We start from the raw sequence: 20,868 nt of genomic DNA, 5'->3' as shown, positions 1-20,868 counted from the left end.
TGGGGCCGCACCCATGGGCGTTCGGGCCCCCGCCCCCCCCGCGTACTATCCCCGTGGGGTGTTGCGGCCGGGGGGGGCCCGGGTCGCCGGCGACGCGGTCCACCCGGAGCCGAGAGGGCCTCGCCTTTACGGTCATCACGTGGCGACGATCGCCCGGTTGACAACGCCCGGCGACCGAGTCGAGCCCAGATGAACTCGCAAACTCGAATTGATGTACGTACAGTAGGGCCGCCCCCTCCTGATCACGAGCTGGAGCACGCATGCCGGTTCAGGCCAGCCGTCGCCCTTCGTCCCCCGGAGCCGCAGCCCCGAGCGGCCGGATCGCCGCGTCCATTCCCGCGCAGCCGGGCCCTTCAGGTGGAGGGCCGGGCGGTCGCCCGCCGGGCGGCGGCGGCAACGGCCGGACGGGCGGCAAGGGGCCGGCGAAGAAACGGCCCAAGCGCAAGGATCCGCTCTGGGCCCGACTGACCGTGATCTTCGGTGCGGTGCTGATGCTCAGCAGCGGAGTGGCGATCGTCGGCAGCAAGGTGCTGATCGGCCAGGCGACCGGGGACATCGCCCAACGCAACCTGCTCGGTGATGCCGGCAAGACCGACGCGGAGGGCGGCGCGAGCCTCGACGGCCCGATCGACATGCTGCTGCTCGGCGTGGACGCGCGCGAGCGGTGGGCCGCCGACGACGTCCGCTCGGACAGCATCATCATCCTGCACATCCCGGCCTCGCACGACCAGGCGTACCTGATCTCGATCCCCCGGGACACCGAGGCGCAGATCCCGCCCTTCAAGAAGAGCGGCTTCGCCGGTGGCACCGACAAGATCAATGCCGCGTTCCAGGCCGGCGCCCGCAACGGCGGCGGCTGGGAGGGCGGCGCCCAGTTGATGGCGCAGACGATCAAGCGCCTCACCGGGGTCAGCTTCGACGGCGCGGCGATCATCAACTTCGGTGGCTTCAAGAACGTCATCGACACCCTGGGCACCGTGAAGATCTGCGTGAGTCACGAGGTCAAGTCGAAGCACATGTCGTTCGTCGACGGCAAGCCGATGTGGAACGCCGACGCCAAGAAGACCGGCAAGCAGATGACCCCGGTGGTGCACAAGAAGGGCTGCCAGGAGATGGAGGGCTGGGCCGCCCTCGACTACGCGCGGCAGCGCTACGGGCTCCCCGGCGGCGACTACGACCGTCAGCAGAACCAGCAGCAACTGATCAAGGCGATGGCGCGCAAGGCCACCGACGGCGGCATGCTGACCAACCCGGCCAAGCTGAACCAGTTGATCAAGGCGGCCGGCAAGGCGTTCGTCCTGGACACCGGCGGCGTGCCGATCGAGAACTTCATCTTCACCATGCGTGGGGTCACCGCGAACGAGCTGACGATGTTGAAGACCAACAACGGCAGCTTCAACGGCAACAGCAACAACCGCGAGGCGTTGAACGAGGAAACAATGCAGATGTTCGAGGCGGTCAAGCAGGACAAGCTCGCCGAGTTCGTCTTCTCCCACCCCGAGGTGATCTCCGGCCGCAAGTGACGGCCGCCGCGTCGCCTGAGGCGGCCGCCGCCTCAGGCCGCGCCGTCACCCGAGGCTGTGTCGCTTGAAGTCGCGGAAAGCCCGGCAACCGGTCCGCTACCGACCGTAGCCTGACGTGAGCAGGTTTCACGTATCGGCTGCGGGGAGGCGGTCACGTCCAGGTGGGGGCGGAACGCAGCGGACCGGGCACGCCCGGCCGCGCCCCGCCGCACCCGCTGGTCACGCGTCCTGCTCGGCGTCGGTCTGGCCCTCGTCCTGCTGGCCGGGCTCGCCCTCATCGGGCTCAAGACGCTGACCCACCGGTACGACCGGACGGTGACCAAGGAACAGCTGCTCGACGCCGACGCCCGCACCGACCGGACCGACCTGGACGGGCCGCTCAACTACCTGCTCATCGGCACCGACCGACGCGCCGGCAGCAGCGAACCGGACCAGCGCTCGGACACCATCCTCATCGTGCACGTGCCCGCCGGACGGCGGGAGGCGTACCTGGTCTCCATCCCACGTGACCTGCTGGTCTCCATCCCACCCGCGAACGGCTTCGGCGGCGGTCCAGACAAGATCAATGCGGCGTACGAGCACGGCGGCGGCGGGCAGGCCGGCACCCGACTGCTCTCCGTCACCCTGAACCGGCTCACCGGCATCCGCTTCGACGGCGCCGCGCTGATCGACTTCTCCGGCTTCCGGAAGGTGATCGACCTCCTCGGCGGGGTGCAGATGTGCGTGGACACCGAGGTCCGCTCGATCCACACCAACCGCGTCTTCCCCACCGGCTGCCAGCGGATGGACGGGGCGCAGGCGTTGGACTACGTGCGGCAGCGCTACGACCTGCCCAACGGCGACTTCGACAGGCAGCACCACCAGCAGCAGCTCTTGAAGGCGATGCTGGACAGCGCCGGCAACGCCGACCTGCGCAACAACCCCGTCAAACTGGACCAGGTGCTCCGCGCGGTCGGCGGCTCGTTGACCGTCGACACCAACGGCGTACCCCTGGAGGACCTGCTCCTCGCGCTCCGCGCGCTGCCGCCCGACGGGATGCACGGCGTCCAGGTGCCGTCGTCACCGCAGACCATCGACCAGGTCTCGTACGTGGTGCTCGACAACGGCGGCAACGGGCTCTTCGAGGCCGTCCGGGGGACCCGCGTACCGGCCTGGGCGCAGGCCAACCCGCGCTGGGTGACCCGGTTGTGACCGTACCGACGGCCGGTTCGGTGCCGATCCGGCCCGCGAGGATCTAGTGTTGCTTCCTGTGTTCGGACCCCAGGTTCCCACCGTGCCCGTGACCGAGATCGCCGACGACACCTACCTGCTCGACGTGCGGGAGGCCGACGAATGGGCGGCCGGCCACGCACCCACCGCCCACCACCTGCCGATGATGGAGCTGCCGGCGCGGCTGGCCGAGGTGCCCACCGACCGGGACGTGGCAGTCATCTGCCGCTCCGGTGGCCGTTCCGCCCAGGTCGTCGCCTACCTGGTCAACAACGGCTGGGAGCAGGTGCGGAACGCCGACGGCGGGATGCGCCAGTGGGCAGCGGTCGGCCGTCCGGTGGTCGACGCGAACGGGCAGCCCGGCCAGGTCATCTGAGGCGGCCGGAATGGGCGGGCCTCTGGTCTTCGCGCACCGCGGCGCCTCGTACGACCTTCCGGAGCACACCCTCGCCGCGTATCTGCGCGCCCTCGACGAGGGTGCCGACGGGCTGGAGTGCGACGTCCGGCTGACCCGGGACGGGCACCTGGTCTGCGTGCACGACCGGCGACTGGACCGCACCAGCAACGGCAGTGGTCTGGTCAGCGCGCGTACGCTCGCCGAGCTGGACGCGCTGGACTTCGGCTCCTGGCATCCGGGCAGCGCGCCGAGCGGCGACCTGCCGCCGGACGGGTCGCACACCCGGCTGTTGACGCTGGCCCGGCTGCTCGACGCGGTGCTCGCCGCCGGGCGGCCGGTCCGGCTGCTGGTGGAGACGAAACACCCGTCCCGCTACGGCTCGAACGTGGAGCGGCGGCTGGTCGACCTGCTGCGGCGGTACGGGCTGGCCGACCCTGCGCCGGACGACCCGGTCCAGGTCACCGTCATGTCGTTCTCCCCGCTGGCGGTGCGACGGGTCCGGGAGCTGGCCCCCGCGCTGCCCACGGTGCTGTTGCTGGAGGTGCTGCCGCCCTGGCTGCGGCTGGGCCGACTGCCGTTCGGCACCCGCATCGCCGGGCCGGGCATCGGCCTGGTCCGGGCCCGACCGCGCCTGCTGCCCGCGCTGCGCGCCGCCGGCAACCAGGTGTACGTCTGGACGGTCAACGAGCCGGCCGACCTGGAGCTGGTGCTGGCCGAGGAGGTGGACGGGATCATCACCGACCGACCAGCGCACGTCCTGGCCCGCCGGGACCGCTGAACGGCCCTCGACGCCGAGCTGGCCGTGCAGCGTGCCGACCCCCGGCAGCGCCGGCACCTTACGCCTGCGCGACAACGCCGAGCTGGCCGTTCAGCGCGCCGACCGCCTGCGCGAGAACCGGGGGTGCCGAAAGCCGGACCGGCGGGGCAGACTCGGCACATGCCGGAGCGTATCGATTTTCCCGCTCTCCTCGCCGGCCAGGCCGCCGTGATCGAGATGATCAATTCTGGGGACGCGGGCCTACCGGTCCTCACCCAGCTCCTTCTGGTGACCCAACCGGCGCTCGGCGCGACCGGAATGGCGTTCGTCGAGTTCGGCCCGACCGGCGGCCGGGTGATCGCGGCCACCGGCGCGGCGGAGTGGGCGCTCGGCCGACCGCTCGCGGTGGACGACCCGGACACCGTCTGCCTGCTCTCCGGGCCACGGGTGAGCCAGGTCCGGGTGACCGAGCTCAACGGCAAGCTCGCCGCCGAGCTGGCCGGCAGCGGCTTGCGGCGGATGGTGGTGTCCCGGGCCGAGATCGGCGGTCACACCGTCGGCAGCCTGCACGCCCTCTACCCGGGCGACGACGACCCGGGCGCCGAGCAGCAGGGGGTGCTCGCCTACCTCGCCTCGTGCATCGCGCACATGTACGGCGACCAGAGCGGGCTGCCGGTGCACGGCGACGGGCCGGTGGTGGCGGCGCTCGCCGACGGGTTGGCGGTGGTCGACCGCGACGGCCACGTCCGGCTCTGGAACCCGGCCGCCGCCCAGGTCACCGGCCGGACAGCGGAGCAGGCGCTGAGCGGCCCGCTACCGTTCCCGTTGCCGCCTTCCGGCCAGGTCCGTGACCACCGGCTGCCGGACGGACGCTGGCTGCGCATCACCTCCGGCGACCTGCCCGGCCCGGGCGCGCTGCGGGTGGTCACCTTCCGCGACATCACCGACCAGCAGCGCCGCGATCACGACCGGGAGCTGTTCGTCGCGGTCACCAGCCACGAGCTGCGTACGCCGGTCACCGTCATCAAGGGGTACGCGGACACCCTCACCGACCACTGGGAGTCGCTGACCGAGGGCGACCGGCGACAGGCCGCCCGGGTGATCGGGCAGCGCGCCAACGAGCTGGCCCGGCTGGTCGACCGGCTGCTCTCCTCGGCGGCCGAGGCGGGGCCGGGGGACGACCCACCGACCCCGTTCGACCTCGGTGAGGCGCTGCGCGCCGCCACCGTGGACCTGCCGGCGGATCTGCGGCACCGGCTGACGCTGCGCCTCCCGGCCGACCTGCCCAAGGCGCTCGGCCACCGGCCCAGCCTGGCCACCGTGCTGACCGAGCTGGCGACCAACGCCGGCAAGTACTCACCGCCGGGCTCCCCCATCGAGATCACCGCCGGGGTGGACGGCCAGTTGGTCGCGTTCCGGGTCAAAGATCGGGGCATCGGCATCCGGCCGGAGCACGTGGAGCGGGCGTTCGACAGGTTCTGGCAGGGCGAGTCCGGCGACCGGCGCGGCTACCCGGGAGCGGGGCTCGGCCTCTATCTCGTCCGCCGGATCGTTGAACAACAGAATGGATGGGTATCCCTACGTCCGAGGACCGACGGCGGTACGGTCGCAGAGGTGCGGCTACCGCGCGGTTGACCGACGGTGGCGCGACGTGGAGGCGACGGTGGCAGCGGCAGTGAGGGATCGGGCGTGGTGCGTGGTGGTTCCCCACCACCCCGCCGGCGCACGGCTGGCACGACACCGGCTCGCCGGCGACCTGGCTGACGTCGTGGCCCCGGCGCTTCTCGCGGATCTGATCGCGGTGCTCGCCGAGCTGGTGGGCAACTCGGTCCGGCACGCCCGACCGCTGCCCGGCGGCGTGGTCCGGGTGGCGTGGCGGCTGCGGCCCTCGGCCGAGGGCCCCCGGATCCAGTTGCGGGTGACCGACGGCGGCGCGGGCACCAGCCCGCGGATCCGCACGGCCAACCCGGACGCCGCGGACGGGCGGGGTCTGCACATCGTGGCCGGCCTGGCGACCCGCTGGGGCGTCGAGCGGGACGGCATGGGCCAGCGCGTGTGGGCGGAGTTCGATCCACCCCGCACCTCGCGGCCCACCGCGCCCCCGCGTTCCGGCCTGGTGACGGCCGGCTGACATCGTCGGGCCGGGTGGGTCCGGCCCACGGTGGGACCGGCGGGGCCTTAGGCTGTGACGCCGTGAGCAAGCGTCGAAAGAGCCAGCGAACCGCCGCCGACACCGCGCCCCGGAAGGACAAGGTGCGGGACGTCTTCGTGCCGCGACCGTTCGAGGGGCTGGCCGACGAGGTCGAGTGGATCGCGCTGCGCGAACTGGTGCCCGCCGCGTCCGCGCCGCTGCGGCTGGCGCCGGCCCTCGTCGAGGAATTCGGGGAGCGGTCGGTCACGCTCGCCACGGTGCTGCCGATGGCCGCGCCCGCGGTGAGCAAGCCGGACGGCCGGGTGCTCATCGGTCTGCAACGCCACCAGCAGTCCGGCGACGTCTCCCGGGACCTGGCCGAGGCGCTGCTCTGCGCGCTGCGGGCCGAGCCGGGCGGCCAGGTGTCCGTACCACCGCTGCCCGGTCCCGGGCCGCGTCTGCAGGACATCCTGGTGGACGGCCCGCTGGAGGTCACCATGCACGACGGGTTCGAGTTCTGGCTCGACCCCGGCGCGACCGACGACCCGAGCGTCCAGGCGTCGCTGGAGCGGGCGAACGCCGCCATCTACCCGACCGTGCGGATGACCGCCGCGAAAGCCGCGTACTGGTGCCGGGTCCCGGAGAAGTCGCACGTGCGCTGGGTGCTGCCGGACGACGAGGACGCCGCCCTGGACGCGCTGGCCCGCCTCGGCGCGGCCGGCACGCTGACGCTCGGCGAGCAGACCAAGTTCGCCGGGATGTTCCGCGCGCACGGCCGGCTGGTGCCGGTGTGGGACCTGCCCGAGGAGACTCCGGCCGCCGAGTGGGAGGACCCGGTCGCGCAGTTCGCCAAGCGGTACGCCGAGGCGCTCGCCACCACCGAACCGCTGGACGCCGCCGGCCGGCGGGCCCGCCAGGGGCTGCTCGGCCGCCAACTCACCCTGCGCTGATCCCGGCTCGCTGCCCGTTCACCCGTTGACGGGCAGCGGGTCGCGGACGATCGGGCAGGACATGCAGCGCGGGCCTCCCCGGCCGGAGCCCAGCTCCGAGCCGGCGATCGGGATGACCTCGATGCCGGCCCGCTCCAACTGCGCGTTGGTCTCGGTGTTGCGCTCGTAGCCGACGCAGAGCCGGGGTGCCAGGGCGAGGGTGTTGTTGCCGTCGTCCCACTGCTCGCGTTCCGCGGTGACCGGGTCCAGGCCGGTGTCGATGACCCGGAGCTGGTCCAGGTCCATCGCGTCGGCGGCGGCCCGCAGGAAGGGCGCCGGGCCGTCCACGCGCGGGTCCTCGCCGTCCGCGCCGGCGATCACGGTGTACGCCGAGAGCGTGCTGGCGATGTTCGGGTACATCAGCACCGCGTCGGCGTCGACCATCGTGCACACGGTGTCCAGGTGCATGGTGGCGCGCTTCTGCGCGATCGGCACCACCAGGATGGTGTGGGCCAGCCCGGCGGCGAAGACCTGCCGGCCGAGGCGTTCGGCGCCGGCCGGGGTGGTCCGCTCGCCCACCCCGACCGCCAGGACGCCGGGTGCGAGCAGCAGGACGTCCCCGCCCTCCAGGTGCTCCAGGTTGGGGCGGTAGACGAACTGGGTGCCGGCGAAGCGTGGATGGTGGCGGTAGATGGCGTCGGTCAGGGTGGTCTCCCGGCGTCGGGCCGGCATGGCCAGGCTGGTGACGCCGACCCGGTCGCCGATCCACAGCGACGAGTCCCGGGTGAACAGCAGGTTCGGCAGCGGGTCGATGACGAAGTCGTGCCGGTCCATCAGGGTGTAGACCAGGCCGCCCGGCCGCTCCGAGCTGATCCGCAGTTCCTCGTGGGCGAGCCCGGCGGTGAGCACGTCGGCCAACGCGACCGGGTCCAGATAGGCGAGGTGGTCGGCGACCCGGGCGCGGAGCGTGTCGCCGAGGCGACGGGAGCGCAGCACCTCCTCGGTCAACTCGGCGCGGGCGTCCTCGACGGCCAGCGTCTCGGCCAGCAGGGTGGCCAGGTAGAGCACCTCGACCCCGCGCTCGCGCAGCGCGGCGGCGAACGCATCGTGCTCCTCCTGGGCGCGGCCGACCCAGGGGATCGCGTCGAACAGGAGCGAGTCGTTGTTGCGGGGGGTGAGCCGGGCCAGTTCCGGGCCGGGCCGGTGCAGCAGCACGGTGCCGAGCCGGCCGACTTCACTGTCGACGTAGTGGGTCACCCCCGCAGCGTAGGGCAGGGTTTGGCGGCATCCGAGAAAAGAACTGTGGATGAATATGGCATTCATCCACAGTCACTCCGGCGCTCCGGCTTGCCGAACACCCACAGTGGCAACGTAGGGTAGTGAGGACATAACTTCGAGGGACCTTTTGCCGGAGGTCGACGACGATGACTGTCTTTCCCGCACGACGAGCCGTACCGACCGCCAGGGCACTGCCGCCCATCGCGGTGCCCCACCCCCGCGTCGAGTCGCCCGGGGCTCTGGAGCCGGTCCGTCCCACACCGCTCGAATGGGCCCGCCGCCGCCGTGCCGAGCGGGGCGCCCGTCGACTGGAGGCGGCCGGAGCACGAGCGCTCGGCCAGCTCGACCATCTCGGGCCGGCCTGGCACGTCATCGAGTGGCCCCGCACCGACGTGGCGGACGTCCTGCTCGACCGCACCCAGGACGACCGCGCCGGGTTCCTCGCCATCGGGCCGAGCGGCCTGTTCGCGGTGACCATCGCCGACCACGGCCGGGCCCGGGTGCTCGTCGCCGGGGACGTCGTGCAGATCAACGGCAAGCGGCCTCCGTACGTCACCGAGGCCCGGCGGGACGCCAGGCGGGCCAGCAAGGCCCTCTCTGACGCGGTGGGGCTGACCATCCCGGTGACGCCGGTGCTGACCTTCGTGGGCTCCGGCGTGATCAGCGTCTACGGCCTTCCGAAGGACTGTCTGATGGCCACCCACCGGGAGCTGGATCGGCTCCTCGTGGCCGGTGGCAGCCGGATAAGCCCGGCCACGGCCGAGAAGCTGTCCCGGGTGGCACAGCACCCGAGCACCTGGCTGAACGGCACGTACCGTCCATCGGCCGACTACCGGTGGTACGACGAGGGCCGAACGGCCGCTGACAAGCCGGCCCACCGCCGGTAACGTCACCGGCGACGCCACGCGGCCCCGGTCCCCCACCTACCCCACCGGCTCCCGCGCCGTCGCCGGCCGCCCCGGTTCGAGCTGTGCGGTTCGGTGACCTGGTGCGCTCGGTGATTCCGTCGGCGACCGGCTAGCGTGGACAGTCCGTCGGTGGACATAGGAGGCGCGGTGGCCCACGTCGAACTCTCGCTCTCGGAAGTGTTCGTGCCGTCGGCGCGGGCCTCGACAGAGCTGGGGTCCGACAATGTCGGCCAGTGGTCCTCGACGGTCGGCCGGGCCGATGAGCCCTGCCTGCTGATCGACGCCGACACCCGGGTCGTGGCCATCTCCACCGCCGGCTGTGAGCTGCTCTGTCTGGGTGACCCGGCCGGCCTGATCGGGCGACCGCTGCTCGACGGCGGGCTGCGCCTGCTGGATTTCACCGCCAACCGGGGCGAGCTGACCGAGGCCGAGATCGACAAGATCCCGCCCCTGCTGGCGCTCTCCTCCGGCCGCCTCGCCCGTGGGCTGCTGCGGGTGCAGGCTGCCTCGGCGGACAGCTCCGACGCGACGGTCGACGCGATCTCCACCCCGGTCCTCACCAACGGTGCCGTGGCCGGCTCGCTCACCTTCTTCTCAGAGGTCTGACCTGCGGCGCAATGTGTCGTTCGCCGCACGCGCCGATGGCGGGACGGTCCCACACCCACGCCGTAAGGTGCCTTCATGCTCAATATCGATCTGCTGCCGGGGGAGTACGCCGTGTGCCGGTTGAGTGCCGGCGCCGCCCTGCCGGCCGCACTGTCGAGTGAGCTGGGCCGCGCCGACGTGGTCACGGTGAGCTGGACCGCCGACGGGATCTCGGTGATCTGCCCTACCGACCGGGTGCCCGCCAAGGCAGTGGTGGAGACCACCTGGCGTTGCCTGCGCGTCGTCGGCCCGCCGGGCGTGGACGGCACCGGCACACTGGCGGCGCTGGTCGACCCGCTCGCCGCGGCCCGGGTCAGCGTGGTCACGTTCTCCACCTTCGACACCGACTACGTGCTGGTGCCGACCGTCCGGTTGACCGAGGGCAGGGCCGCCCTGGAGCGTGCCGGGCACCGCGTCCTCGGCTGAGCTTCACCCGGCCGACCACTCGCCCTACGATGGGCTCGGCCACCCCGGCCGCAACGACGTTTCCCGATGTCCGAGGATCGGCCCGTGCCGTTCACCCCGCCCCGCCACCCGGCTCCCCCGACCCGGGCGACAACCGCCATCACGTCCGTGGCGGTTCGTGCGCTGCCAGTGGCCGGGGCCCTGCTGGCGCTCCTGGCCATCGGGGCGCTGGCCGGCTGCGGCGCCCCTCCCGAGCTGCACGACCCGGCCGGGCTGCCCACCGGCGCCGGCACCCCGACGGCACCCTCCTCGACCGGCGTCCCGACGGGCACGCCGTCCACCGTGCCAAGCGCCCCACCGGCCGTGACCCCGTCGGCCAGCCGGGAACCGGGCCTGGTCGCGACGGCCTGCCGGAACGGTCCGACCGGGCAGCGGGTGGTGCAACTGCTGAAGGGCCGGGCCTCGGTGCTCCCGGACAACGTGCGGGTCCGGGTCCGCACCGGGCCGCTGTGCGCCGCCGACTGGCAGTACACGGTGCTGGAGGTGACCGGGCACGAGGAACTTCAGGTCGTCACCCGGGGTCGGCCCGCCGCCCCGGAGCTGGTCACCGCCGGCACCGACGTGTGCACCATCGAGGTCCGCGCCACCGGGCCGGCCGGGATCCGTACGCTCGCCTGCGATGACGATCCGGCGGCCCGGCCGGGTGCGTAGTCTGGTCGACATGCCCGGAACACCGCCCACGCGTTTCGTCTACCTCGGCCCGGAGGGCACCTTCGCCGAGCAGGCCCTGCGCACCGTTCCCGCCGCCGAGCGTGGCACCCGGACTCCGGCCCGCAGCGTCGGTGAGGCACTGGACAGCGTCCGGGCCTCGGATGCCGACGCGGCGCTGGTGCCGCTGGAGAACTCGATCGGCGGGGCGGTCGGCGTCACCCTGGACGAGATGGCCGAGGGCGATCCGCTGGTGATCACCCGGGAGGTGATCCTGCCGGTCGAGTTCGTGCTCGCCGCGCGAGCCGGCACCGCGCTGTCGGCGATCCGCACGGTCGCGGCGCACCCGCAGGCGTCCACCCAGTGCCGGGGCTGGCTGCGTGACCACGTCCCCGACGCCGTGGTCGTCGACGTGCTCTCCAACGGCGCGGCTGCCGCCGGCGCGGGTTCCGGCGAGTACGACGCGGCGATCTGCGCGCCGATCGGGGCGGCCCGACACCGACTCGCCCTGCTCGCCGACAAGATCGCCGACCACCCCGACGCCGTGACCCGTTTCGTCCTGGTCTCCCGCCCCGGGCCGCCCCCACCGCCGACCGGCGACGACCTCACCTCGCTGGCCGTCTACATCGCCCACGACCGGGTCGGCGCGCTGCTGTCGGTGCTGATGGAGCTGGCCGTCCGCGGCGTCAACCTGACCCGGATCGAGTCCCGCCCGACCGGCGAGGCCCTGGGCCGGTACGTCTTCTTCCTCGACTGCACGGGCCACGTGGCCGACGTACGCCTGGGCGAGGCGTTGCAGGGGCTGCGCCGGGTGTGCGCCGACGTCCGCTTCCTGGGGTCGTACCCCCGGCATCGCTGGGTCGACGCGGCAGGCGAGCGGCAGGTGCCCGCGCCGGCAGGCCTCTCCGACGTCGACTACGCCGACGCGGCAGCCTGGCTGGCCCGGCTGCGCACCGGCGAGTTGAGCTGACCGGCCGAGCAGGCGCGCAACACGCGTACGGGCGCCCCGGTGCGACCGGGAGCGCCCGTACCCGCGTCGGTGGTCAGCTCAGCAGACCGCCGAGCAGACCGCCCTCCTGCTGCTGCTGACCGCTGCCCATGACCGGGGGCTCCTCGGACGGCTGCACCACCACGAAGCCCTGACCGGCGAAGCTCATCGTGAACGACTCGCCGGTGCGCCGGCCCAGCAGCGTGCCGAGACCGAGCTGCTCAGCCCGGTGGTAGCCGGTCTGGAGGTTGGCCGACCAGCAGACGGCGGCCTGCGGGTCGACGTACGTCGGGGCGTCCACGTTGAGGACCACCGGGGTGCCCTTGGTCGTGATGGCGATCCGGCCGTAACCGCTGAACACGCAGTTGAACAGGCCGGACGAGGAGGCCATGCCGGCGCCGCCGACCATCCTGATGTCGTACTGGAGGGTCGAGTCGAAGGCCAGCACGCTGGAACCGTTGATGGAGAGCGCGTCGCCCGGCTCCAGGTCGATGATGTGCACGTCCTTGGCCAGCTCGGCGAGGAAGACGTCACCCTGGCCGGTGACCTTCATCAGCGGGACGCCCTCGCCGGTGAGCTTCTGCTTGAGGAACTTGCCGAGCCCACCCGAGCCCAGCGCCTGGAACTGCACGTTGCCCTGGTAGGCGACCATCGACCCGACCCGGGCCATCGCCTCGCCGTTGAGCTCGATCTTCAACATCTTGGAGTTCTGTAGCCGCATGCCGGCCTGCGCGGACTCCTTCTCCAGATTCTCCGCCGAGAACAGCTCGCTGCGCATGAAAGGTGCCTCCTGAAACGGTCGCGGTAGCTGCACCGACGGTAGGCGACCAGGGCAACCAGGGGCCATCGGCCGAGCGGCGTGCCGCGCTCGGGCGTGGCGGTGAGCAGCGAACGGTCGCCGCGTGCGGCCAGGGAATCGCCGTGTGCGCCGGGGGTCGCCGTGTGCGCCCGGGTCAGCCCCAGCCCAGTGCGTGCAGTCGCGCGTCGTCGATGCCGAAGTGGTGGGCGATTTCGTGCACCACTGTCACCGCGACCTCGTCGACGACGTCCTCGTCGCTGTCGCAGATCCGCAGGATCGGACGGCGGTAGATGAAGATCCGGTCCGGCAGCACGCCGGAGTAGTCCCAGCCCCGATCGGTCAGCGCGTGCCCCTCGTAGAGGCCGAGCAGGTCGGGGTCGGTGTGCGGTGGGTCGTCCTCGACCAGGATCACCACGTTGCTCATCAGGCCGAGCAGTTCCTCGGGAACTTCGTCGAGGGCGTCAGCCACCAGCTCCTCGAAGCGCTCGCGAGTCATGTCCACCGGCACGGCGTCCATTCTGCCCGACGTCGCACCGGTCGGCCGGCTCACGCTCGGCCACGGCCGGGGCCGCGCTCGGCCACCCAGGCCGGGGCCGCGCTCGGCTGGCCCAGGCCGGGGCCGCGCTCGGCTGGCCCAGGCCGGGGCCGCGCTCGGCCACCCAGGCCGGGGCCGCGCTCGGCTGGCCCAGGCCGGGGCCGCGCGTTCACGAAAGAGAGCGGCCGCCCGGGAGCCGGGCGAGGCCCCTTCCGTGAACGTGCGGCGTACGTCGCTGGGTCAGGAAGCCAGGCGAGCGGTGAGGGTGATCTCGGCGCCCGGCGAGAGCAGCCGGGAGATCGGGCAGTTGGCCTTGGCGGCCTCGGCGAGCTTCTGGAACTCCGCCTCGTCGACCCCGGGCACCTGGCCGACGGTCTCCAGGTCGATCCGGGTCACGCTCATCCCGGCGTCGGTCTTGTCCAGGTGGACCTTGGCGGTGGTCTCGACCGAGGTGGGCGTCGAGCCGGCGTCGGCGAGGGCCTTCGAGAACGCCATCGAGAAGCAGCCCGCGTGCGCGGCGGCGATCAGCTCCTCGGGGTTGGTGCCCTCACCCTCCTCGAAGCGCGACTTGAAGGAGTAGTTGCCGGACAGGCCGCCCTTACCGGTGCGGACGGTGCCGGAACCCTCGGTGAGATTGCCCTGCCATTGTGCGGAAGCGGTACGGATAGGCATGAGGAGAACGCTAGCCGAAACGTGCCTCCCGAGCGACCGACCGGCACCGACGCCTGCCGTGCGATCCCCGTCACCCTGGCGGGAGGCGCGACGCGGGCGGCTTCGGCAACGGCACCAGCGCGGCCCTCTGTGCCATGATTCGACGCAGGCCCGCGACCGGCGGAAGGATGGCCGATGTCCGAGGAGCTGCCCATCCCACGGCAGGGCGACCCGTCCGACGGGTCGGCCGTGATCGAGTTCGGTGGCGACGAGCCCGCCACTGGAAGCCGCCGCCTCGGCTGGTCCCTGGCGGGTATCACCCGGGACCCCCGTCTGCCCCTGCTGCTCGCGGGGCTCGGCGCGGTGGCGGGGGTGGCCTCGCTGCTCGGCGAGTGGCTGGTGATGACCCTGCCGAACGGCGGCCCGGTCGGTTCCACCTCGATCGACGTGCCCGCCGGCGTGTCCGACATCGGCGGCTTCGGCATCGGCTACCTGGTCGGTCTGCTCGGGCTGGTCTGCACCGTGGCGCTGGCGCTGCGGGGCACGGCGGCCGTCCGGCCGAACGCCCGACTGGTCGGGTTCACCCTGAGCGGGGCGCTGCTGGCACTGCTGGTCGCGGCGACGGCGACGCTCGACGACCCCGGTCAGCGCAACTTCTTCTACGAGTCGGAGGACAACTTCCGGGTCGAGTACGGTCGCGGGCTGGTGATGGCGTTCGTGGCCTGCGTGCTGCTCGCCGCGGCCCTGCGGCTGGCCCCGAACACGCCGGCGGAGGACGACGGTTCCGCGTCCACGAGGGGACAGGGCTGGCACCGTCGGCACCTCGCCCCAGTCGAGAGGGAGGACGGCCCGCCCGCCCCGGCCGACCTGACCGTAACCGCAGCGCCCCCCTTCGCCCGCCCCCAACACCCCACCCCCTAACCCCTGACCCTGCACGAACCCCTCCCAACCGCGCCGATCTTGCACTTTCTGCCGGGACAGAAGGTGCATTGCACCGCAGATCGGCGACCGAAAGTGCAAGATCGCGGGGGCTGGGGGGCGGGGCTGGTGTTGGTGCCCGATTCGCCTGGAAGACATGGTTCGGGCCCGTTTCCCGAGGTACGGTTGCTGCCCGCCGTCACGCCGGGCCTCGCTTTCCTGGCCAGGGCAGGTGCGACGGCGGCGGGCGAAGGAGGAACGATGACCCGCCCAGGACTGCCCAAGCTGATCGCGACCGACCTCGACGGAACGCTGGTCCGCAGCGATGACACAGTCTCCGCGTACACCCATGGGGTGCTCGACCGGGTGCGGGCCGCCGGCATTCCGGTGGTCGGCGCGACCGGCCGCGGCCCCCGACTGACCGAGCTGACCCGCAACGACATCCGGGCCGCCGACTTCCTGGTGATGGCCGGCGGTGGACGGGTGGTCGACCAGAGCGACCCGACCGGTCCGGTAGTGCTGCGCGACGAGCGGCTGCCCGCCGAGGTGCTGGCCCGGCTGCTCGCCGACCTGGAGGCCGAGGTCGGTCCGCTGACCGTGATGGTCGAGGCGTCCGACGAGCACGACGCCCCCCTCTGGGGCGACTACCACGAGAGCTGGCCCTACCAGGACCGGTTCGAGGCGCGCAGCCGCGCCGAGTGCCTCTCCTGCGACGTGATCAAGGCGTTCGCCCGCACGGCCGACCACCACGTCGACGAGCTGCTCGCGGTGGCCCGCCGGATCGTCCCGCCGCAGGTCGCCACGCTCACCCAGGCCGGGCTCGGGTTCATCGAGATCTGCCCGCCCGGCGTGGACAAGGCGACCGGGCTGACCGTGGTGGCGCAGAGCCTGGGGGTCGACCCCGCGGAGGTCCTGGTCTTCGGCGACATGCCCAACGACCTGCCGATGTTCGAGTGGGCCGGCTGGTCCCGGGTCGCGGTGGCCAACGCGCACCCGACGCTGCGGGCCGCCGCCGACGAGGTGACCCTGCGCAACGACGACGACGGGGTGGCGGTGTACCTGGACCGGCTACTGTCCCGGTGATGCGAGACACCCCTGCGCTTGTCGCCACCGACATCGACGGCACGCTGATCCGCGACGACCGCACGCTCAGCCCGCGCACCGCCGACGTGCTCGCGCGGATCACCGCGCGAGGCACGCCTGTCGTCCTGGTCACCGGCCGTCCGGTCCGCTGGCTGAAGATGGTGTACGACCAGCTGGCCGCTCCGCTGCCGGCGGTGTGCGCCAACGGCGCCGTCGTCTACGACCCGGTACGTGACGAGGTGCTGCGCGCCGATCCGCTCGCGCCGCAGCACCTGGCGGAGGTGGCCGAGCGGCTACGCGCCGAGGTGCCCGACATCAGCTTCGCGGTGGAGATCCTGGACAGCCGGGAGATGCGGCACGAGGCGCACTACCCGCTGCGCTGGGACGCCGACCACGACCGGATCCGCCCGGTCGAGACGCCGGAGGAGCTGCTCTCGCTTCCTGCCGTGAAGCTGCTCGCCCGAGCCGGGGAGCAGGACCCGGACACGTTCGTCGAGCTGATCGGCGCGGCGGTGGCGGGGCTGGCCGAGGCCACGCACTCGTCGTACTCGGGCCTGGTGGAGATCTCCGCGGCCGGGGTGACCAAGGCGGCCGGGCTCGACTGGTACTGCGACCGGCTCGGTGTGGCCGCGGCGGACGTGCTGGCCTTCGGCGACATGCCGAACGACGTGCCGATGCTGAGCTGGGCGGGGCGCGGTGTGGCGGTGGCCAACGCGCACCCCGCCGTCCTCGCGGTCGCCGACGAGGTGACCGGGGCGAACTCCGAGGACGGCGTGGCGGCGTACCTGGAGAAGGTCTTCGGGGTGGACTGACCGGCCAGGTCAGAGGTACTGGCCGGTGTTGTGGCCCTCACCGCCGCCCGGCTGGCCGATGCCCGGCATCCCGGGCACCACGCCGCCCGGGCCGCTGGGCAGCGCCTGCCGCCCGCCGCGCATCTGCTCCAGCTGGACCCGCGCGGCCATCTGCTGGGCGACCAGGGCCGCCTGGATGCCGTGGAACAGGCCCTCCAGCCAGCCGACGAGCTGGGCGTGCGCGATGCGCAGCTCGCTCTCGCTCGGGGCCTTGTCCTCGGTGAAGGGCAGCGAGATCCGCTCCAGCTCGTCGCGCAGCTCGGGGGCCAGACCCTCCTTGAGCTCGACGATTGACCGCTCGTGGATCTCGCGCATGCGGTGCCGGCTGGCGTCGTCCAGCGGGGCCGCCTTGACCTCCTCCAGCAACTGCTTGATCATGCTGCCGATCCGCATCACCTTGGCCGGCTGCTCTACCAGGCGGGTCGGGTCCTCGCCCTGGCCCTCGTCGGTCTGCATGGTGCCGATCGGCCGGCCGTCCGGACCGACCACCACCACGGTGCCGGAGTGGCCGGAGTCGTCGGGGCCGGGCTGGTCGTTCTGCTCAGCGGAGCGCGCTTCGGTCATGGGGTCCATCTTTACCCAGTGGGCGCGGCCCATGCCGCCCGGGACCGACTCCCAGGGCCGAACCACCCGGGCGGGGCGCGCTACCGTCGCGCCATGTCTGCCGACCCACGCGCCGTGCTGACCCGGCCCGCGCCCGAGCCGGACCTGACGGTGGCGTACGGCGACCACCCGGACCAGGTGGCCGACCTGCGCCGCCCGGCCGGGGTCGGCCCGGCCCGGCCCCTCGTCGTCGTGGTGCACGGCGGTTTCTGGCGGGCCGAGTACGACCGCCGGCACACCGGCCCGCTGGCCGCCGCGCTCGCCGCCGAGGGCTACCCGGTGGCACAGGTCGAATACCGGCGTACGGGGCAGCCGGGCGGCGGCTGGCCCGGCACGTTCACCGACGCGCTGGCCGGCATCGCGGCCCTGCCGGGGCTGGCCACCGAGGCGCTGCCCGGTCGGGTCAGTGGGGCCGCGCCGATCCTCATCGGTCACTCCGCCGGTGGTCACCTGGCGCTGTACGCGGCGGCCACCGCGCCGTCGACGGTGAGCGGGGTGCTCGCACTGGCCCCGGTGGCCGATCTCGCGGCAGCGCACCGGCTGGATCTGGACTCGGGGGCGGTGGCGGCGCTGCTCGGCGGCGGCCCACACGACTTCCCGGACCGGTACGCGGCGGGCGATCCACGATCGTTGGTACCGATACGAACACGCACGGTAGTCGTGCACGGCTCTGCGGATCTGCAGGTGCCGGTGGCGATGAGCCGGGACTTCGTCGCGGCGGCTCGTGCCGCAGGATCCGATATTTCCCTTGTCGAGCTGCCCGGATGTGAGCATTTCGGGCTGATCGACCCGGAGTCTGCGGCGTGGCCCCGGGTGCTCGCTGTGTTGCGGTCCCTGCACGATGATCACTAGCCATTGACGCAGCGTCGCGGAGCAGGTAGAACGCCGGAGGGGCGATGTTCTGCCCTGCAACGCTCCTGGAAGGAACTCGGTGTCGCAGATGAATCGCAGGCGGGCGCTCCAACTGTTGGGCGCGCTCGGAACGGCCGGGTTCGCCGCCGCGTGCGGCTCCGACACCGACGGCAAGCCGGCCGCCGCCAAGAGCCCGATCAGGATCGGTCTGATCGCACCGAAGGCCGGCGGCTTCAAGTCCATCGGTGACGACATCACCAACGGCTTCCAGCTCTTCCTCGACCTGCACGGCCAGCAACTGGGCGGGCATCCGGTCGAGCTGTTGACCGCCGACGAGGGTGACAACGCCAAGACCGGCAAGGCCGCCGTCGACCAACTGCTCAAGCAGAACGTGCTGGCGCTCACCGGCGTGGTCAACTCGGCGGTGATGGTCGGCATCCGCGACACCGTGGAGGAGGCCCGGGTCCCGCTCATCGGCTCGAACGCCTCGCCGAGCAGCCTGCAGAGCGTCGTCTACATCTGGCGTACCTCGTACGTGCTGGACGAGGCCGGCCGGGCGCTGGGCCGTTACCTGCGCGACCAGCTACCGACGAACGGCCGGATCGCGATCATCGTGCCGGAGAACGTGGGCAGCCCGGACGTGGTGCGGGGCTTCCGGCAGGAGTTCGGCACCTCCGACGCGCGCATCGCCGACCCGGTGACCTACACCAGCCCGACCACGACGCCGGGCAAGGCCACCTACGTGGCGGACATCGAGAAGGCGCTGCGCAAGAAGCCGACCGCCGTCTTCTGCTTCTTCGCCGGCTCGGCCGCCGTGGAGTTCATCAAGCAACTGCGCGACCAGTTCACCGGGCCCGTCTACGCGCCCGGCTTCCTCACCGAGGGCACCGTGCTGGAGAGCCTGGACCGGGACGCGCTGGGCATCCAGACCGCGCTGAACTACTCGGCCGACCTGAACAACACGTCGAACCGGGTCTTCGCCTCCGCCTACCGCAAGAAGCACCAGACCACGCCGACCACCTACGCGATGGCGTCGTACGACGCGGCGCAGGTGCTCGACCAGGCGATCCAGCTGACCGGTGGGTCGCCCACCCCGCAGCAGGTCAACCTGGCGCTCGGCAAGATCGGCCAGATCGACAGCCCGCGCGGCATCTGGCAGTTCAACCAGCCGCGTACCCCGCAGCAGAAGTGGTACCTGCGCGAGGTCCAGCGCGACGGTCAGGTCATGTCGAACGTGCTGATCAACGAGTTGGCCACGCTCGGCTGAACGCCCACCAGAAGCAACAGCAGGGGCCGGCCTCCGACGGGAGGCCGGCCCCTGCCGTACGCGGCAGTGTTCGGGTCAGTGCCGCAGTTCGGCGATGCAGCACTTCACGCTGCCGCCGCCCTTCTTCAGCTCGGCCAAATCGACCGGCACCGGGTTGTAGCCGGCGGCCTTGAGCTTGCCGGCCAGCCGGGTGGCCTCGCTGTTGAGCACCACGTTCGCGCCGTCGCTGACCAGGTTCAGTCCGAAGGCCATCGCGTCCTCGTCGTCGGCGATCACCGCGTCCGGGAAGAGCTGGGTGAGCACCCGCTGACTGGCCGCGGAGAACGCGCCCGGGAAGTAGACGACGTTCGTGTCGTCGAGAGCGGCGAGCGCCACGTCCAGGTGGTAGAAGCGGGGGTCGATCAGGCGCAGCGACACGACCGGCCGGCCCAGCGCCTCCTGCGCCTCGGCGTGCGCCGGGATCTCGGTGCGGAAACCGTGCCCGGCCAGGATGAGCCCGCCGTGCGCCTCCGGCACGTACGCGAAGTCACCCTCACCCTCGTTGGTCTCGCTCGGCGCGACGAACCGCCAGCCCTGCTCCTCGTAGAACGCGTGGTGCGCGGCGGCCTCGCCGGCCCGCTGCTCGTGCTTGAACCGTGCCCCGTAGACGCTGCCGTCGACCACGAAGGCGCCGTTGGCGGCGTACACCATGTCGGGCAGGCCGGGCTCCGGCGTGAGCAGGTGCACCTCGTGGCCGAGGCCGACCAGCGTCTCGCGCAGGCGGTCCCACTGTTTGACGGCCAGTTCCCGGTCCACGGAAGTGGTCACGTCCATCCACGGATTGATCGCGTACTCGACCGCGAAGTGCTCGGGCGAGCACAAGAGATATGTCCGCTTTCGCGAGACTCGCTGCTGGTTCACGGTCACCAAGAGTAGGTACCGTTGAACTTTGGTAACAGCCACAACCATTGCTTCCCAGAGGCGGAACGTTGCAGATAGACGCCGTTGACCAGCGGATCATTGCGTTGCTCGTCGCCGACGCCCGCGCGTCGTACGCCGACATCGGCACCCGGGTGTCACTCTCCGCCCCCGCGGTCAAGCGCCGGGTGGACCGACTGCGCGCCACGGGGGTGATCAGGGGATTCACCGCTGTCGTGGACCCGGCGGCCGTCGGCTGGACCACCGAGGCGTTCGTCGAGCTGTTCTGCGCCGGTCGGACCACCCCGGCGCAGATCGGCGTGGCCGTCCGCCGGCACCCGGAGGTGGTCGGCGCGTACACCGTCTCCGGCGAGGCGGACGCGCTGGTGCACCTGCGGGCCGCCGACATCGCCCACCTGGAGACGGCGCTGGAACGGCTGCGCGCCGAGTCGTTCGTGACGTCCACCCGCAGCACCATCGTGCTGTCCCGGCTGGTCGAGTCCCCCGGCGTCGGGCCGTCCACCGGGGCTTGAC

Annotated in this window: 24 protein-coding genes; 18 read left to right on the top strand and 6 right to left on the bottom strand. The window is 72.2% G+C overall.

From position 1 onward, the window contains the following. The first annotated feature begins 260 nt into the window (after nt 1–260). The 7 genes from AB0B39_RS07665 (at nt 261) to AB0B39_RS07635 (ending at nt 6,967) form a co-directional block, all read left to right on the top strand. A complete protein-coding gene (locus tag AB0B39_RS07665; RefSeq protein ID WP_357491821.1) occupies nt 261–1,523 on the top strand; it encodes an LCP family protein in 1,263 nt (420 codons plus the stop codon). Nucleotides 1,524–1,751: 228 nt separating this feature from the next. Beyond that, the gene (locus tag AB0B39_RS07660) at nt 1,752–2,714 is read left to right on the top strand and encodes an LCP family protein (RefSeq protein WP_357492096.1); all 963 of its coding nucleotides are present in this window, start codon (nt 1,752–1,754) and stop codon (nt 2,712–2,714) included. Between the two features lie 58 nt (nt 2,715–2,772). Next, on the top strand, nt 2,773–3,108 hold the full coding sequence (locus AB0B39_RS07655; RefSeq protein ID WP_039905019.1) for a rhodanese-like domain-containing protein: 336 nt from the start codon (nt 2,773–2,775) through the stop codon (nt 3,106–3,108). 10 nt (nt 3,109–3,118) lie between these two features. Further along, the gene (locus AB0B39_RS07650; RefSeq protein WP_357573755.1) at nt 3,119–3,907 is read left to right on the top strand and encodes a glycerophosphodiester phosphodiesterase family protein; all 789 of its coding nucleotides are present in this window, start codon (nt 3,119–3,121) and stop codon (nt 3,905–3,907) included. A gap of 159 nt (nt 3,908–4,066) precedes the next feature. Further along, nucleotides 4,067–5,521 carry an ATP-binding protein gene (locus tag AB0B39_RS07645; protein ID WP_357573754.1) on the top strand — a complete coding sequence of 485 codons (1,455 nt, stop codon included), beginning with the start codon at nt 4,067–4,069 and terminating at the stop codon, nt 5,519–5,521. A 61-nt stretch (nt 5,522–5,582) separates the two neighbouring features. Then, nucleotides 5,583–6,017 (top strand): ATP-binding protein, encoded by a 435-nt coding sequence (locus AB0B39_RS07640; RefSeq protein WP_234582698.1) that lies wholly within the window; start codon nt 5,583–5,585, stop codon nt 6,015–6,017. Between the two features lie 62 nt (nt 6,018–6,079). Next, nucleotides 6,080–6,967 carry a DUF5926 family protein gene (locus tag AB0B39_RS07635; protein WP_357573753.1) on the top strand — a complete coding sequence of 296 codons (888 nt, stop codon included), beginning with the start codon at nt 6,080–6,082 and terminating at the stop codon, nt 6,965–6,967. Between the two features lie 18 nt (nt 6,968–6,985). On the opposite strand, the gene AB0B39_RS07630 is transcribed toward AB0B39_RS07635, so the two are convergent. Next, nucleotides 6,986–8,203 carry an arginine deiminase gene (locus AB0B39_RS07630; protein WP_234582637.1) on the bottom strand — a complete coding sequence of 406 codons (1,218 nt, stop codon included), beginning with the start codon at nt 8,201–8,203 and terminating at the stop codon, nt 6,986–6,988. 167 nt (nt 8,204–8,370) lie between these two features. On the opposite strand from AB0B39_RS07630, the gene AB0B39_RS07625 reads away from it, so the two are divergent. The 5 genes from AB0B39_RS07625 to pheA all read left to right on the top strand — a co-directional run bounded on the left by AB0B39_RS07625 (nt 8,371) and on the right by pheA (nt 11,860). Continuing rightward, nucleotides 8,371–9,111 carry a hypothetical protein gene (locus AB0B39_RS07625; RefSeq protein WP_234582638.1) on the top strand — a complete coding sequence of 247 codons (741 nt, stop codon included), beginning with the start codon at nt 8,371–8,373 and terminating at the stop codon, nt 9,109–9,111. A 168-nt stretch (nt 9,112–9,279) separates the two neighbouring features. Then, the gene (locus AB0B39_RS07620) at nt 9,280–9,738 is read left to right on the top strand and encodes a hypothetical protein (RefSeq protein WP_357573752.1); all 459 of its coding nucleotides are present in this window, start codon (nt 9,280–9,282) and stop codon (nt 9,736–9,738) included. 75 nt (nt 9,739–9,813) lie between these two features. Continuing rightward, a complete protein-coding gene (locus tag AB0B39_RS07615) occupies nt 9,814–10,203 on the top strand; it encodes an ACT domain-containing protein (protein WP_357573751.1) in 390 nt (129 codons plus the stop codon). A 66-nt stretch (nt 10,204–10,269) separates the two neighbouring features. After that, nucleotides 10,270–10,893 carry a hypothetical protein gene (locus AB0B39_RS07610; protein ID WP_357491810.1) on the top strand — a complete coding sequence of 208 codons (624 nt, stop codon included), beginning with the start codon at nt 10,270–10,272 and terminating at the stop codon, nt 10,891–10,893. Between the two features lie 10 nt (nt 10,894–10,903). Beyond that, nucleotides 10,904–11,860: a prephenate dehydratase gene (gene pheA, locus AB0B39_RS07605; protein ID WP_357573750.1), complete on the top strand. Its 957-nt coding sequence runs from the start codon at nt 10,904–10,906 to the stop codon at nt 11,858–11,860. Between the two features lie 73 nt (nt 11,861–11,933). Here pheA and AB0B39_RS07600 read toward each other — a convergent pair whose 3' ends face one another. From AB0B39_RS07600 to AB0B39_RS07590, 3 genes are all read right to left on the bottom strand, one after another. Further along, entirely contained in the window at nt 11,934–12,656 is a 723-nt protein-coding gene (locus AB0B39_RS07600) for an AIM24 family protein (protein ID WP_234582643.1), read from the bottom strand. A 175-nt stretch (nt 12,657–12,831) separates the two neighbouring features. Continuing rightward, nucleotides 12,832–13,179: a metallopeptidase family protein gene (locus AB0B39_RS07595; RefSeq protein WP_234582699.1), complete on the bottom strand. Its 348-nt coding sequence runs from the start codon at nt 13,177–13,179 to the stop codon at nt 12,832–12,834. A 273-nt stretch (nt 13,180–13,452) separates the two neighbouring features. Then, nucleotides 13,453–13,884, bottom strand: a complete 432-nt coding sequence (locus tag AB0B39_RS07590; RefSeq protein WP_007453754.1) for an OsmC family protein — start codon at nt 13,882–13,884, stop codon at nt 13,453–13,455. A 174-nt stretch (nt 13,885–14,058) separates the two neighbouring features. Between AB0B39_RS07590 and AB0B39_RS07585 the strand changes: the two genes are divergently transcribed. From AB0B39_RS07585 to AB0B39_RS07575, 3 genes are all read left to right on the top strand, one after another. Further along, a complete protein-coding gene (locus tag AB0B39_RS07585; RefSeq protein ID WP_357491806.1) occupies nt 14,059–14,784 on the top strand; it encodes a hypothetical protein in 726 nt (241 codons plus the stop codon). Nucleotides 14,785–15,042: 258 nt separating this feature from the next. Continuing rightward, nucleotides 15,043–15,864, top strand: a complete 822-nt coding sequence (locus AB0B39_RS07580; RefSeq protein WP_357491804.1) for an HAD family hydrolase — start codon at nt 15,043–15,045, stop codon at nt 15,862–15,864. Continuing rightward, nucleotides 15,864–16,676 carry an HAD family hydrolase gene (locus AB0B39_RS07575; RefSeq protein WP_357491802.1) on the top strand — a complete coding sequence of 271 codons (813 nt, stop codon included), beginning with the start codon at nt 15,864–15,866 and terminating at the stop codon, nt 16,674–16,676. Before AB0B39_RS07580 ends, AB0B39_RS07575 begins: the two co-directional genes overlap by 1 nt. A 9-nt stretch (nt 16,677–16,685) precedes the next feature. Here the strand turns inward: AB0B39_RS07575 and AB0B39_RS07570 are convergent, their stop codons facing one another. Continuing rightward, on the bottom strand, nt 16,686–17,288 hold the full coding sequence (locus AB0B39_RS07570; RefSeq protein WP_234582647.1) for a bacterial proteasome activator family protein: 603 nt from the start codon (nt 17,286–17,288) through the stop codon (nt 16,686–16,688). Nucleotides 17,289–17,372: 84 nt separating this feature from the next. Between AB0B39_RS07570 and AB0B39_RS07565 the strand changes: the two genes are divergently transcribed. Both AB0B39_RS07565 and AB0B39_RS07560 read left to right on the top strand, forming a co-directional pair. Continuing rightward, on the top strand, nt 17,373–18,170 hold the full coding sequence (locus tag AB0B39_RS07565; RefSeq protein WP_357573749.1) for an alpha/beta hydrolase: 798 nt from the start codon (nt 17,373–17,375) through the stop codon (nt 18,168–18,170). Nucleotides 18,171–18,249: 79 nt separating this feature from the next. Then, on the top strand, nt 18,250–19,437 hold the full coding sequence (locus tag AB0B39_RS07560; protein WP_357491798.1) for an ABC transporter substrate-binding protein: 1,188 nt from the start codon (nt 18,250–18,252) through the stop codon (nt 19,435–19,437). Between the two features lie 75 nt (nt 19,438–19,512). Here AB0B39_RS07560 and ddaH read toward each other — a convergent pair whose 3' ends face one another. Then, nucleotides 19,513–20,346: a dimethylargininase gene (gene ddaH / locus AB0B39_RS07555; RefSeq protein ID WP_357491796.1), complete on the bottom strand. Its 834-nt coding sequence runs from the start codon at nt 20,344–20,346 to the stop codon at nt 19,513–19,515. Nucleotides 20,347–20,405: 59 nt separating this feature from the next. On the opposite strand from ddaH, the gene AB0B39_RS07550 reads away from it, so the two are divergent. Next, nucleotides 20,406–20,867, top strand: coding sequence for an Lrp/AsnC family transcriptional regulator (locus tag AB0B39_RS07550; RefSeq protein WP_234582651.1), 462 nt, complete (start codon nt 20,406–20,408; stop codon nt 20,865–20,867). Nucleotide 20,868: the final 1 nt, after the last annotated feature.

Origin of the sequence: Micromonospora sp. NPDC049114 (genome assembly GCF_040648635.1) — a bacterium.
Lineage (GTDB): Bacteria > Actinomycetota > Actinomycetes > Mycobacteriales > Micromonosporaceae > Micromonospora.
The sequence above is the reverse complement of the archived record's forward strand: the minus strand, read 5'-3'. Positions and strand labels throughout refer to the sequence as shown.

Bases quoted from the DNA above. Each gene is read 5' to 3' on its own strand.
- AB0B39_RS07665 (WP_357491821.1), top strand. From the start codon at position 261: ATGCCGGTTCAGGCCAGCCGTCGCCCTTCGTCCCCCGGAGCCGCAGCC.
- AB0B39_RS07650 (WP_357573755.1), top strand. From the start codon at position 3,119: ATGGGCGGGCCTCTGGTCTTCGCGCACCGCGGCGCCTCGTACGACCTT.
- AB0B39_RS07645 (WP_357573754.1), top strand. From the start codon at position 4,067: ATGCCGGAGCGTATCGATTTTCCCGCTCTCCTCGCCGGCCAGGCCGCC.
- AB0B39_RS07625 (WP_234582638.1), top strand. From the start codon at position 8,371: ATGACTGTCTTTCCCGCACGACGAGCCGTACCGACCGCCAGGGCACTG.
- AB0B39_RS07615 (WP_357573751.1), top strand. From the start codon at position 9,814: ATGCTCAATATCGATCTGCTGCCGGGGGAGTACGCCGTGTGCCGGTTG.
- AB0B39_RS07610 (WP_357491810.1), top strand. From the start codon at position 10,270: ATGTCCGAGGATCGGCCCGTGCCGTTCACCCCGCCCCGCCACCCGGCT.
- pheA (WP_357573750.1), top strand. From the start codon at position 10,904: ATGCCCGGAACACCGCCCACGCGTTTCGTCTACCTCGGCCCGGAGGGC.
- AB0B39_RS07600 (WP_234582643.1), bottom strand. From the start codon at position 12,656: ATGCGCAGCGAGCTGTTCTCGGCGGAGAATCTGGAGAAGGAGTCCGCG.
- AB0B39_RS07590 (WP_007453754.1), bottom strand. From the start codon at position 13,884: ATGCCTATCCGTACCGCTTCCGCACAATGGCAGGGCAATCTCACCGAG.
- AB0B39_RS07585 (WP_357491806.1), top strand. From the start codon at position 14,059: ATGTCCGAGGAGCTGCCCATCCCACGGCAGGGCGACCCGTCCGACGGG.
- AB0B39_RS07580 (WP_357491804.1), top strand. From the start codon at position 15,043: ATGACCCGCCCAGGACTGCCCAAGCTGATCGCGACCGACCTCGACGGA.
- AB0B39_RS07575 (WP_357491802.1), top strand. From the start codon at position 15,864: ATGCGAGACACCCCTGCGCTTGTCGCCACCGACATCGACGGCACGCTG.
- AB0B39_RS07570 (WP_234582647.1), bottom strand. From the start codon at position 17,288: ATGGACCCCATGACCGAAGCGCGCTCCGCTGAGCAGAACGACCAGCCC.
- AB0B39_RS07565 (WP_357573749.1), top strand. From the start codon at position 17,373: ATGTCTGCCGACCCACGCGCCGTGCTGACCCGGCCCGCGCCCGAGCCG.